Annotated in this window: 8 protein-coding genes and 3 tRNA genes; 8 read left to right on the top strand and 3 right to left on the bottom strand. The window is 76.9% G+C overall.

Annotation, left to right across the window (positions count from 1 at the left end; all coding sequences use genetic code 11):
• Positions 1 to 40: 40 nt before the first annotated feature.
• The 3 genes from OG618_RS21000 to OG618_RS20990 form a co-directional block, all read right to left on the bottom strand.
• Positions 41 to 745 (bottom strand): DsbA family oxidoreductase, encoded by a 705-nt coding sequence (locus OG618_RS21000; protein WP_329489075.1) that lies wholly within the window; start codon positions 743 to 745, stop codon positions 41 to 43.
• A 230-nt stretch (positions 746 to 975) separates the two neighbouring features.
• The gene (locus OG618_RS20995; RefSeq protein ID WP_329489074.1) at positions 976 to 1497 is read right to left on the bottom strand and encodes a universal stress protein; all 522 of its coding nucleotides are present in this window, start codon (positions 1495 to 1497) and stop codon (positions 976 to 978) included.
• Positions 1498 to 1630: 133 nt separating this feature from the next.
• The gene (locus OG618_RS20990) at positions 1631 to 3802 is read right to left on the bottom strand and encodes an asparagine synthase-related protein (RefSeq protein ID WP_329489073.1); all 2172 of its coding nucleotides are present in this window, start codon (positions 3800 to 3802) and stop codon (positions 1631 to 1633) included.
• A gap of 743 nt (positions 3803 to 4545) precedes the next feature.
• Between OG618_RS20990 and OG618_RS20985 the strand changes: the two genes are divergently transcribed.
• The 8 genes from OG618_RS20985 (at position 4546) to OG618_RS20950 (ending at position 12188) form a co-directional block, all read left to right on the top strand.
• Positions 4546 to 5973 carry an MFS transporter gene (locus tag OG618_RS20985; protein ID WP_329489072.1) on the top strand — a complete coding sequence of 476 codons (1428 nt, stop codon included), beginning with the start codon at positions 4546 to 4548 and terminating at the stop codon, positions 5971 to 5973.
• A gap of 67 nt (positions 5974 to 6040) precedes the next feature.
• Positions 6041 to 6102: transfer RNA gene (locus OG618_RS20980), tRNA-Ser, on the top strand.
• 416 nt (positions 6103 to 6518) lie between these two features.
• On the top strand, positions 6519 to 8108 hold the full coding sequence (locus OG618_RS20975) for a TROVE domain-containing protein (protein ID WP_329489071.1): 1590 nt from the start codon (positions 6519 to 6521) through the stop codon (positions 8106 to 8108).
• A 71-nt stretch (positions 8109 to 8179) separates the two neighbouring features.
• Positions 8180 to 9415 carry an L-2-hydroxyglutarate oxidase gene (gene lhgO / locus OG618_RS20970; protein ID WP_329489070.1) on the top strand — a complete coding sequence of 412 codons (1236 nt, stop codon included), beginning with the start codon at positions 8180 to 8182 and terminating at the stop codon, positions 9413 to 9415.
• A gap of 137 nt (positions 9416 to 9552) precedes the next feature.
• Complete coding sequence (gene trmB, locus OG618_RS20965) at positions 9553 to 10383, top strand: tRNA (guanosine(46)-N7)-methyltransferase TrmB (RefSeq protein ID WP_329489069.1); 831 nt, start codon at positions 9553 to 9555, stop codon at positions 10381 to 10383.
• A gap of 128 nt (positions 10384 to 10511) precedes the next feature.
• The gene (locus tag OG618_RS20960; RefSeq protein WP_329489068.1) at positions 10512 to 11789 is read left to right on the top strand and encodes a PrsW family intramembrane metalloprotease; all 1278 of its coding nucleotides are present in this window, start codon (positions 10512 to 10514) and stop codon (positions 11787 to 11789) included.
• 50 nt (positions 11790 to 11839) lie between these two features.
• Positions 11840 to 11913 (top strand) — tRNA-Met (locus tag OG618_RS20955).
• A gap of 201 nt (positions 11914 to 12114) precedes the next feature.
• Positions 12115 to 12188 (top strand) — tRNA-Met (locus tag OG618_RS20950).
• Positions 12189 to 12216 lie beyond the last annotated feature (28 nt).

Here is a 12216-nt window from a genome sequence, read left to right as displayed (position 1 = left end):
CGGGCCCCGGGAGGGTGCCGGCGGTCCCGGGAGGGGCCGGTCAGACGGCGCAGGAGCCGTCCGCGCAGGCCTCGCCTGCCGCGACGACCGGCACCGGCGCGGGCCGGCGCTCGCCGATCTCCTCGGCGACCTGCTCCAGCACCTTGCGGAAGGTCTCGGCGTCCTGGCCGCCCTGGACGGCCCACTTGCCCTCGAAGACGAAGGTCGGCACGGCGGTGATGCCCAGCTCGCGGGCCTCGGCGAGCTGGGCGCTCACCTCGGCGGCGCCCTCGTCGCCCGCGAGGTAGGCCGCCACCCGGTCGCCGTCCAGGCCCGCGGACACCGCCAGCCGGGTCAGCGCGGCGCGGTCGCCGACGTCCACCCCGTCGCTGAAGTGGGCCTTGAGCAGCGCCTCCTTCAGCCGGCCCTGCGCCGCCGCGCCGTACTCGGTCCCGGCGAGGTGGAGCAGCCGGTGGCCGAGGAAGGTGTTGGCGTGCAGCGCGGCGTCGAAGTCGTAGCTGATGCCCTCGGCGCGGCCCAGCTCGGCCACCCGGGCGTCCATCGCGACGGACTGCGGGCCGTAGCGCTCGGCCAGCCACGCGCGGTGCGGGCTCGCGGTGGCCGGGGCGTCCGGCACCAGCTGGTACGGCCGGTAGACCACCTCGACGTCCTCCTTGCCCGCGAAGCCGTCCAGCGCCTGCTCGAAGCGGCGCTTGCCGATGTAGCACCAGGGGCAGGCGATGTCGGAGTAGATCTCGACCTTCATGGCGGCGGTTCTCCAGGGGTGGGGAGGGCGGGGTTCCGGGATAGGTGAACGATGAACCATCTCGGGACATTCCCGGCGCGCGAGCGCTCCCCTCCCACCTCCCGGCAGGCCGTGCGCTCCGGCGCGGAGCGTGCCCGACCGGCGCGGGACCGTGCCCGGGCGCCCCCGGCCGGCCTCCGTGGCCCGGCGGCCGGCCGGGGGTCGGCTCAGCGGTCGGCCCGGCGGCCGGCTCAGCGGTCCGGGGGCGCGGGGACGATCAGGACCGGACAGGCCGCGTGGTGGACGGCGGCCGAGCCGACCGAGCCCAGCAGCAGCCGGCCGAAGCCGCCGTTGCCCCGGGTGCCGAGCACCAGCGTGTGCTGCCGGGCCGAGGCCGCCAGCAGCACCTCGATCACGTTGCCGAGCACCACGTGCAGCGACAGCTCCCCCGCGTACGGGCGGAGCCGGGCCCGCTGCACCGCCGCCACCGCACGGCGCAGGCCGTCCGCCATGCTCTCGACCAGCGTCTCGACGCTCTCCTGGACCAGTTCGGCCATCCCCGGCGGGTACCCGGTCGGGGCCGGGTTGACCACCGCGAGCACGTACAGCGGCAGTTCGAACCGCTCGGCCTCGGTCATCGCCCGGTCCAGCGCCCAGAGCGAACCGTCCGAGCCGTCGCACGCGGCCAGCACCCCCGGCGGACGGCCCGTCGGCGGCCGGCCGAGCACCGAGAGCAGGACGGGGACGGACGGATCCGGGCTGGCGCTGGTCACCACGGCCTCCACGGGGACGGGACGGGATGGCGTCATGATCGCCCGCCCGGGGGACGGCGCCCGCGAGCCGCGCCGAACCGGGCGCCGCCGCCCGGCCGCCCCGGCCCGGCCACCGCGGTCGCACGCGCCGGGGTCAGGCGAAGCGGGCGGCGGGGAGGGCGGTGCGCCGGGCGAGGGGCAGGCCGGTCCAGCAGGCGCCGTGCCGCCGGGCGCGGACCCGGCGGAGCCAGAGTTCGGTGGAGACCAGCTCGGCGAGCCCGGCCAGGGTGCCGGGTGCGAGCGGCGCGTCGGGGTCGGCGCAGCGGGCCAGCCCGGCCCGGACGGCGGGGAGGTCGATCAGCCCGGCCTCGGCGAGCAGCGGGGCGTCGAAGAGCTCGGCGATGCCGTCGGCGGCGAGCCGCAGGCCCGCCCGGGCGGGGACGGTGCGGTCGGGGCGGGGGCCGCGGCCCCAGTCGGGCGGCAGGTCCGTCCGGCCGGCCCCGGTGAGGACGGCGTGCAGCAGGGCGTGCCGGGCGCCGGGCTGGAGCCGGACGTCGTCGGGCAGCAGCCGGCTCGCCCGGACCACCTGGTTGTCCAGGAACGGCGCGTGCAGCCGCTGGCCGGGCTGCTCGGCGGCGTGCACCAGGGTGCGGAACCCGCGCGCGTGCCGGTGCAGGGCGTACCGGGCCCGGCGCACGCCCGGTGGCTCGGCGGGCGCCGGTCCGCGCGCTGCCAGCCGCAGCCGCAGCGCGACCGCGGAGAGCGCCTCGTCGGAGAGCCAGCGGGCCGCCGGTCCGGGGACGCACCAGAGCAGGTCGTCGGCCGAGCGGGCGCCCGCCGTACCGCCGCCGTCCGGGACGTGCCGCAGCGTCAGCCGGACGGCGGCGTCGTCGAGCGCGTCGGCGTAGCGGATCCGGGAGAGCCGGTGGGCCGCGCGCACCACGGTGAGCGGGGTGCGCAGCGCGCCCGCCAGGACGCCCGCCGTCACCCGGTCGGCGCCGGCCAGGGCGGCGACCGGGGGCAGCAGCTCGCGCGGCCGGCCGGCCCGGACGAGGTCGGCCAGCCGGGCCGGGTGGCCGTCCAGGACCTGGCGGGCCCCGTACCCGGTGAGATGGTCGGTGCCGCCGGCGTCGAAGCGGGCCGCGGCGCGGGCGGCGGCGATCAGCTCCGGACCTGGCTCGTCGGTGAGGCGCCCGGCCCGCGGGTCGGCCACCAGGTCGGCGTACGGGAGGGTGTCCGGCCCGGGGGCGAGCACCGTGTGCCGCAGCCGGGGCGTGTGGGGGGCGATCGCCAGGGTGGCCGGGCCCTCGCTCTCGCCCAGGGTGACGGCGGCCAGTGGCTCGGGAGCGGACCGGCCCGGGGCGGACACCCGGGCCCAGGAGCCCTTGACCGCGCCGTTCCTGGCCCGCGCTCCGGGTACCGCGGCCGGTCCGGCGACGGCGGGCACGGGTGCGGGGGCGGGTCCGGCGACGGGTGCGGGCGGGACGGCGGCGGCGAGCAGGGCGACGGTGGCCGAGGCCGTCCCGTACGAGAGGTCGACCCCCAGCCGGGCCCGGCCGGGGTCGGCGGCGCCGGCGGCGGGGGTGCGGACCCGGGACCGGACGGACTCCAGCAGGGCGCGGGTGAGTTCGCGGACGGCTGGTGCCTCGCCGCGCGGCCGCGGCCCGCCGCCGGGCTCGTCGTACGCCGCGAGGTAGGGGCGGCCGCCGCGGATGGCCAGGGTGTGCCCGGGCGGTACCCGCTGCACGCCGAGGTACGGGGTGCCGGTGCCGAGCGCCTCCGGGGACTCCGGGCAGGCGAGCCGGGCGGCGAGGTGACCGGTGTCCAGCGGGGCGCCGATCAGATCGGCGAGCGGGAGGGCGGCGGTGGCGTACGCGGTGCCGTCGGCCCAGGGGGTGTGGAAGACGGGCCGGGCGCCGGCCAGGTCGGTGAGCAGCGCGGTGGACCGGGTGCCGGTGCGCAGGACGACGGTGTAGCTGCCGGGCCAGGTGGTGAGGTGGCGGACGGCGCCGCCGCGGGCGGCGGCGAGGCCGGCGGCGAGTTCGGCGTCGGTGGCGCCGCAGTGGCCGATGACGGCGAGCCGGGTGGTCGCGGGGGTGTCCTCGACCGGGTCGGGCGCGCCGGCACCGGTGGTGACGACGGCGGGGGCGCCGGGGCGCAGGGTGACCAGCCGGATCTCCTCGGGGCGCCAGTCGCCGACCGCCCAGAGGGGGTTGGGGCCGGTCCACAGGGGGCGCGCGGCGATCGGCGCCACCGCTCCGGGCGGCTCGTGCGCCGGGGCGCCCGCTCGGGGCGCACCCGTGCTCCAGCCCGTCAGCCACCGCATCGCGCCTCCACCGGACGAGGACCAGCACCGTGCGGCGCGTCCGCCGGCGGGCGGCCCGGCCGGGCCGTGGCGCGCCGCGGCGACCGGCCGCCGCGATCGGGCGCGCCGTCAGGAGACATCGTGCCACCGCTCGCCCGTCCCGTGACCGGAGTTGTCGTTTCCGATTCGCCGGGCGGGGGCCCCCGGGGCTGCGGCGGGCACACCGGACGGTCCGGCCGGAGCGGCCGCGCGGGCCGCGTCGTCTCGGCCGGGCGGGCCGGGCCTTCCCCTCCCCGGCCCGGACCGCCCTTTCGCCGCCTTTGTCATGGCCATCGCGATATGGCCGAAAGGCGTCGTCCGGCCCGGGAGGGCATCCGCATGCCCTCCCGGACTTCGCCGCCGTCCGCGGGGATTGAGACGGCGGCGTCCCCCGGCCCGCCGGGTCCTCGACGGCGGGCCGACCCACGACCACCAGCGAATCGCCGACCAGCCGGTCGGGCCAGGGGGCACGGCCGGGCGCACATCGACACGGGACCGGAGCACAACACTCCGGCGCGCGGCCGGCCCGATCACCCCCGGCCATGTCCGCGCGGTCCGCCCGGGCCCGCCGGAGCGCCCGCAGCCGATCGGCGGGTGCGCGATCCCGCCATCCGGAATGCGGCCTCTTAACCCTCGGAACGCGTCCGACTACTCTAGGTACAGCAGCCACGGCCCGGTGCCGCCCGGGCCCCGCGCACAAGGCCGCAGGAGGTGCCGCCGCCACCATGACCATCAGCCCACGAGGACCGAACGAACGGCTCGGCACGCTCCTGACCCTCGCCCAGATCAGCAACGCCGGCCTGGCCCGGAGGGTCAACGACCTGGGCGCGCAACGGGGTTTGACGCTGCGCTACGACAAGACCTCGGTGGCCCGGTGGGTCAGCAAGGGCATGGTCCCGCAGGGCCCGGTCCCGCACCTGATCGCCACCGCGATCGGCGGCAAGCTCGGCCGGCCGGTGCCGCTGGAGGAGATCGGCCTCGGCGACACCGACCCGGCGCCCGAACTCGGCCTGGCCTTCCCGCGCGAGGTGTCCGAGGCGGTCCGCTCGGCCACCGACCTCTGGCGGGTCGACCTCGACCTGCGGCGCGGCCCCGGCGGCGGCCGCTGGAGCGACAGCCTGGCCGGCACCTTCTCGGTCGCCGCGTACGCGACGCCCGTCTCCCGCTGGCTGATCAACCCGGCGGACGGCTCGGTGGCCCGCGAGGCGCCGCGCACGCCCGCCGAGGCGGGCTCGTACCGGGTCGGCCACTCGGACGCGGCCAAACTCCGCGAGGCCGCCCAGGAGGCCCGCCGCTGGGACTCCAAGTACGGTGGCGGGGACTGGCGTTCGTCGATGGTGCCGGAGTGCCTGCGGGTGGAGGCGGCGCCGCTGCTGCTGGCCTCGTACAGCGACGCGGTGGGCCGGGCACTGTTCGGTGCCACGGCCGAACTCACCCGGCTGGCCGGGTGGATGGCCTTCGACACCGGCCAGCACGAGGCCGCCCAGCGGTACTACATCCAGGCGCTGCGGCTCGCCCGCGCCGCCGCCGACGTTCCGCTCGGCGGCTACGTCCTGGCCTCGATGAGCCTGCAGGCCGGCTACCGGGGCTTCGCCGAGGAGGCGGTCGACCTCGCGCAGGCCGCGCTGGAGCGCAACCGCGGGCTGGCCACCGCCCGCACCATGAGCTTCTTCCACCTGGTCGAGGCCCGGGCCCAGGCCAAGGCCCGCAACGCCGCCGCGTGCGCGACGGCGCTCGGCGCCGCGGAGAACGCGCTGGAACGGGCGCGCGCCGGGGATCCCGATCCGGCCTGGATCGACTTCTACGCCTACGACCGCCTCGCCGCCGACGCCGCCGAGTGCTTCCGCGACCTCGGAGTTCCCTCCAAGGTCCGCCAGTTCACCCGGGAGGCGCTGGCCCGGCCCACCGAGGGGTTCGTCCGCTCGCACGGGCTGCGGCTGGTCGTCTCGGCGATGGCCGAGGCCGAGGCGGGCGACCTGGACGCGGCGGTCGCGGCCGGGGAGCGGGCCGTCGAGGTCGCCGGCCGGATCTCCTCGCAGCGCAGCCGCGAGTACGTGGTCGAGATGCTGCGCCGCCTCGAACCCTTCCAGGGGGAGCGCCGGGTACGGGAACTGACGGAACGGGCGCGCGCGGTGATCGTCGCCCCGGCGTAGCGGGCCCGGCGGTAATTCGGATGCACCGGCGGGAGAGGCCTGGCTATCGTCTCTCTCGTCCAGGTGCGCAGGCAGAGGTTACTTCCACTCCTAATGGGCAGGTCGCGGGTTCGAGTCCCGCCGCCGGCACTCGTGCCGGTGTAGCTCAGTCGGCAGAGCAGCTTCGTCACCTCAGCCGCCATCGATCTCTGGACACCCATACCTCAATAGGTTTTCCGCACCTCCCGGTGCGACGGCAGCGGTTACTTCGTGGAGCGCCCCCAGCGGGGCGCGGTGAACCGGACAACAACACCGCCGCCACCTCGATCTCGGGAGGCACAGCGCCGGGGGTGCCCGGTGCGCAGGCGGGGGTTACTTCGGATCTTGCGGTTCCGGGTTCGAGTCCCGGGCGTGCCGCGCGCGAGCGCGGCCGTTAGCTCAATCCGGTAGAGCACAAGGCATGCACCTCCGCCGACGCCGGCCGCCGGGCCGGCACGATCTCGGGCACCCCTTCCTCCGCCGTGCCTCCTTCGCGTTCCACCAGCCAGCAGGGGGCAGCATCCACCATGTCGCGTTTCAACACCCGTACGGCCCGGCCGAGTCCGGCCTCGCCGGTACGCAGCACCGGGAAGCGCACCGTGAACCACAACGGCGGCACCGGGTTCCAGCGCGACGCCAGGTCCGAACTCTTCCTGCTGGCGGTGGCGAACCTGGTCGGCCAGGACACCTTCTACGAGAAGGGCGGCGCGCGGGACGACCGCTACACCGCGCTGGTGCGCGGACTCGCCGTCACCGACCCGGAGTGGACCACGGGCCTGCTGCGCTGGCTGCGGTCCGACGCGCACCTGCGCACGGCCGCGCTGGTCGGCGCCGCCGAGTTCACCCGGGCCCGGCTGGACGCCGGGGCGCCCGGCCACTCGCGGCAGGCCGTCGACGCCGTCCTGCAGCGCGCGGACGAGCCCGGCGAACTGCTCGCCTACTGGACGTCCCGCTACGGCCGGGCGCTGCCGAAGCCGCTCAAGCGCGGGGTCGCGGACGCCGTCCGCCGGCTGTACCACGCCCGCTCGCTGCTCAAGTACGACACCGCGTCCAAGGGCTACCGCTTCGGCGACGTGCTGGAGCTGACCCACCCCTCGCCCGACCCGGCCAAGCCGTGGCAGGGCGAGCTGTTCCGCTACGCGCTGGACCGCCGACACCGGCCGGACGAGGCCGTCCCGCCCGCCTCCGACCGGCTGCTCGCGGCCAACCGCGAACTGCTCGCCCTGCCCGTCGAGCAGCGGCGGGCGGCGGTGACGGCCGAGGGCGGTGCCGAGCGGCTCGCCGCGGCCGGGCTGACCTGGGAGGCACTGGCCGGCTGGCTGCGGGGCCCGCTGGACGCGGCCGTCTGGTCGGCGGTCATCCCGTCCATGGGCCCGATGGCGCTGGTGCGCAACCTGCGCAACTTCGACCAGGCCGGCGTCCCGGACGAGGTCGCGGACGAGGTCGCGCGGCGGATCGCCGACCCGGACGAGGTGCGCCGCTCCCGCCAGTTCCCGTTCCGCTACCTCGCCGCGCACCGGCACGCGCCGTCGCTGCGCTGGGGGCACGCGCTGGAGACCGCGCTCTCCCACTCACTCGGCAACGTGCCCGCGCTGCCCGGCCGGACGCTGATCCTGGTCGACCGCTCGGGCTCGATGTTCGACCGGCCGAGCGCGCAGACCCAGCTCAACCGGGCCGACTCGGCGGCGATCTTCGGCACGGCCCTCAAGGTCCGGGCCGCCGACGCCGACCTGGTCGAGTTCGGCACCACCAGCCGGGTCGTCCGGGTCGCCCCGGGCGAGGCCGTGCTGCGGGTCCTGGACCGCTTCACCGACCTCGGCGGCACCGACACCGCCCAGGCCGTCCGCACCCACTACCGGGGCCACGACCGGGTGGTCGTCGTCACCGACGAGCAGACCGGTCGCGACCACTGGGGCGGCGACGCCCTGGCCGCCGTGCCGGCCCACGTCCCCCTCTACACCTGGAACCTGGCGGGCTACGCGCCCGGCCACGGCCCGAGCGGCGCGGCGAACCGGCACACCTTCGGCGGGCTGGGCGACGCCGCGTTCCGGCTGATCCCGCTGCTCGAAGCGGGCCGGGACGCGACCTGGCCGTGGCTGGAGCCGGACGCCCGCTGAGGCGCCCTCGACCGGCCCCGCCCCCCGTGACAGCATCGGCGGGCGGGGCCGGGCCGAACGAGGAGCGAGCGGTGGCGTACGACTTCGACGTGCTGGTGGTGGGCGGCGGGATCGTCGGGCTCTCCACGGCGTACGCGCTGACCCGGGCCCGGCCCGGGCTGCGGCTGGCGCTGCTGGAGAAGGAGCCCGGCTTCGCCGCCCACCAGACCGGCCGCAACAGCGGGGTGATCCACAGCGGCGTCTACTACCGCCCCGGCTCGCTCAAGGCCCGGTACGCCGTCGCCGGGGCCACCGAGATGGTGGAGTTCTGCCGCGCCCACGGCGTCCCGTACGAGGTGACGGGCAAGCTGATCGTCGCCACCGACCCCGCCGAGCTGCCCCGGCTGCGGGCCCTCGCCGAGCGCGGCCGGGAGAACGGCATCCCGGTCGCCGAGCTGGACCGGGCCGGCATCACCGCGTACGAGCCGCAGGTGACCGGTATCGCCGGGCTGCACATCGGCACCACCGGCATCTGCGACTTCCCCGCCGTGGCCGCCGCCTACGCCCGGCTGGCCCGCGAGGCGGGCGCGGAGCTGCGCACCGGCACCGAGCTGCGGGCGGTCGCCCGCCGCGCCGACGGCGTGACCGTGCAGACCTCCACCGGCGAGCTGCGCGGCCAGGTGCTGGTGAACTGCGCGGGACTGCACAGCGACCGGATCGCCCGGCTGGCAGGCGACGACCCCGGTGTGCGGATCGTGCCGTTCCGCGGCGAGTACTACGAACTCGCCCACGAGCGAAGGGAACTGGTACGCGGCCTGGTCTACCCCGTCCCCGACCCGGCCTTCCCCTTCCTCGGCGTGCACCTGACCCGGGGCATCCACGGCGACGTGCACGTCGGCCCGAACGCGGTGCCCGCGCTGGCCCGCGAAGGGTACGACTGGCGCACCGTCCGCCCGCGCGACCTCGCCGGGACGCTCGCCTTCCCCGGCACCTGGCAGATCGCCCGCCGGCACTGGCGGTACGAGCTCGGCGAGCTGCACCGCTCGCTCTCCAAGCGGGCCTTCACCGCGGCCGTCCGGCGGCTGCTGCCCGCCGTCACCGCCGAGGACCTGGTGCCGGCTGTCGCCGGGGTCCGGGCCCAGGCGGTGGCCCGGGACGGCGCGCTGCTGGACGACTTCGCCTTCGCCGGCTTCGACCCGGACGACCCGCGCTCCACCCGCCGTCTGGTGCACGTCCTGAACGCCCCCTCCCCGGCCGCCACCGCCTCGCTGCCGATCGGCCGCGAAGTGGCCCGCCGGGCGCTGGCCGCCCTCGCAGCGGGCGGCTGAGCCGGCCCGTCCCGACTGGCCCGTCCCGACCGGCGCGCCCTGGCCGGGACGGAGCGGGGCGGACGCGGCCCGGCCCCGCGTCAGGTGCGTCACAGCCCCTGGGGCCGCACCCGGCGGCCCCGTAGAATCGGGTGATTGTGACTGCCACCGCCCCGATCCCCCAGCAATCGCCGTCCGCCCGGCTCTCCGCCGCGCCGGCCGGCTACCCCGCGCCGATGTACCCGCACCGGGCCACCGAGGCCCAGCACAGCGAGCGACGCATCCGCAGCTTCCAGCCGCGCCGGGGCCGGATGACCAACGCCCAGGCGGGCGCGCTGGACCGGGGCTGGGAGACGTACGGCATCGCGATCGACGGCAGCCCGCTGGACCTGGCGGAGCTCTTCGGCGGTCTGCCGGTCACCCTGGAGATCGGCTTCGGGATGGGCGAGACGACCGCCGCGATGGCCGCCGCCGACCCGGCGACGGGAATCCTCGCCGCCGACGTCCACACCCCCGGCCACGGCAACCTGCTCGGCCTGCTGGAGCGGGACGGCTCGCGCAACGTCCGCCCGGCCGCCGGCGACGCCGTCATCCTGCTGCGCGACATGCTGCCCGACGCCTCGCTGGCCGGCCTGCGGGTCTACTTCGCCGACCCGTGGCCGAAGCCGAAGCACCACAAGCGCCGGCTGGTCCAGGCCTCCTTCCTGGAGCTGGTGCTGCCCCGGCTGGCCCCCGGCGCGCTAGTGCACTGCGCCACCGACTGGGAGCCGTACGCCGAGCAGATGCTGGAGGTGCTCTCCGCCTCGCCCGAGCTGGAGAACCTGCACCCCGAGGGTGACGGCACCGGCTGGCTGGAGCCCGCCGACCACCCGGCCGGCAGCGTGCCCGGCTACGCTCCCCGGCCCGACTGGCGGCCGGTCACCAAGTTCGAACGGGCCGGCATCGCCAAGGGCCACGTGGTGCACGACCTGCTCTTCCGCCGCCGCTGAACCGCCGCCGGGCTGACCACTCGGCCTGACCGCCCGGCCTCACCGCTGGCCCCGGCCGCCCGGCCCGCAGGGGTGGATTCGTCCCGAGTCCTCCCGGCGGGCCGGTGCCGTGGCCTACCCTGTGCCGGGTGAGCAGCCCGTCCGGCGGCTACCGGGCCACCGCCCGGACCGTCGGCGACCGAGAGATGCCCACGCGCACCGCCGGCACCCGCGCCATCCCGGGGCCCCGGACGCGCCGGGGCCACCGGCTCACGCCCTGGCCCACCGCCGCCCCGCCGGCCGCCGCCGGACCGGGGCCGCGCCCCGCCCGCTCGGTCGTACTCTCCTCGGTCACCACCACCGCCGTCCTGGCGCTGGCCGGCTGCGGCGTGCTGATCCTCCAGCTGGTCCGCCGCCAGACCGGGACCACCGGGCTGCTGGTCGGGCTCGGCCTGGCGCTCGTCCCGCTGCCCTTCGTGCTCGGCGGCCTCGCCTGGCTCAACCAGACCGCCCGGGTGCCGCTGCGCCACATCGTGTTCTGCCTGGGCTGGGGCGCCTTCGCGGCGACCACCGTCGCGATCCTCGCCAACGGCTGGACCAGCACCTACCTCACGGCCCACCAGGGCAGTCTGGGCGAGGTGCTGGGCGCCGACCTGGTCACCCCGGTGATCGAGGAGAGCGCCAAGGGCGCCGCCCTGCTCCTCCTGCTGCTGCCGCTGGGCACCCGGATCCGGTGCCACGGCCACCGCACCGGCCGCCCGTGCGCGAGCGTGCTGCGCCGGCTGCCCGGCCCCGGCCTGCCCGTCGGCCACGGCCGCGGACCCGCCCTCCCGCACGCCCGGAGCCGGCCGCGGCCGCGCCCCTACCTGCGCCCGCTGCCCTACCTGCGGCCCTACCCGCCGACGCCCGACCGCCCGCGCGCCCGGGCCCGCCCGCGCACCCTGGCGGCCGGGGTCGTCCTCGGCGGGATCACCGCCTGCGGCTTCGCCTTCACCGAGAACGCGCTCTACCTGGGGCGGGCCTTCACCGACGACCAGCAGCAGCGGCTGGACAGCATCGGCCTCGGGGAATCGCCCAGCCTGCGGGACTTCGACAGCACGGTGCAGACCTTCGTCCTGCGCGGGCTGCTCTCGCCCTTCGCCCATCCGCTGTTCACCGCGCTGACCGGGCTCGGCCTGGCCATCACCCTCACCACCGGCCGGCGCCGGCTGGCCAGGATCGCCGCCCCGGCCGGACTGCTGCTGTCGATGGTCCTGCACGGCACCTGGAACGCCGCCGCCGACCTCGGCACGCACGGCTTCCTGCTGGTGTACGCGGTGCTGATGGTGCCGTGCTTCGCCGCCCTGGTCTGCTTCGCCGCCTGGGCCAGGAGCAGGACGGCGCGGCACGCCGCTCGCCGTGCCCGGGCGCCCGCCGCGGTCCGGTGACGAACTGATTTCCCATCCGGGCGACTTCCCCGTAGGGTTGCGTTCACCGACGCGGGGTGGAGCAGCTCGGTAGCTCGCTGGGCTCATAACCCAGAGGTCGCAGGTTCAAATCCTGTCCCCGCTACTCAGTAGCACAGAGGCCCGGAGGATTAGTCCTCCGGGCCTCTCGCATGTCCGGGATCCGGGCCCGAGGTCCGCGTCCGGGGTCCGGGGTCCGCGTCCAGGGTCCGGGGCCCGAGGTCCGCGTCCGGGGTCCGGGGTCCGAGGTCCGGCGACGAACTGATTTCCCATCCGGGCGACTTCCCCGTAGGGTTGCATTCACCAACGCGGGGTGGAGCAGCTCGGTAGCTCGCTGGGCTCATAACCCAGAGGTCGCAGGTTCAAATCCTGTCCCCGCTACTCAGTAGCACAGAGGCCCGGAGGATTC

The sequence above is a fragment of the Kitasatospora sp. NBC_01246 genome (assembly GCF_036226505.1).
Classification (GTDB): Bacteria; Actinomycetota; Actinomycetes; order Streptomycetales; family Streptomycetaceae; genus Kitasatospora.
Note: the sequence above shows the minus strand (reverse complement) of the source record. Positions and strands in the feature narration are given on the sequence as shown.